Source organism: Ochrobactrum sp. SFR4, assembly GCF_019730395.1.
Lineage (GTDB): Bacteria > Pseudomonadota > Alphaproteobacteria > Rhizobiales > Rhizobiaceae > Pseudochrobactrum.
In genome coordinates this window covers 1-249 of sequence record NZ_JAAPBB010001104.1, presented here as the reverse complement: position 1 = coordinate 249, position 249 = coordinate 1, and the positions used below count along the sequence as shown (strand labels likewise).

Here is a 249-nt window from a genome sequence, read left to right as displayed (position 1 = left end):
GCTTGCCTGAAAATTTGGCCGGCTTATCATGCCTCTGCCAAGGTGAAAGCGGCAGCCCCGTGGTCGAAGGTAAAAGCCACCGATGGCAAGGATATGTGGGCTTATAACGGCAAGCCGGTTTACACCTATATTAAAGATAAAAAGACCGGTGACACGGAAGGTGATGGTGTCGGCGGTAACTGGCACATCATCAAATGATTTGACGCTGAAGAGCGCACAGGCAGCATATTTGCTGTGCGATCTTCACAC

The 249-nt window shown here is 50.6% G+C and carries 1 protein-coding gene; it reads left to right on the top strand.

The annotated features are described in order from the left end of the window. Positions 1-198 (top strand): COG4315 family predicted lipoprotein (locus HBA93_RS22460; RefSeq protein WP_502910183.1); only part of this gene is annotated, 198 nt, incomplete at its 5' end. Between the last annotated feature and the right edge of the window lie 51 nt (positions 199-249).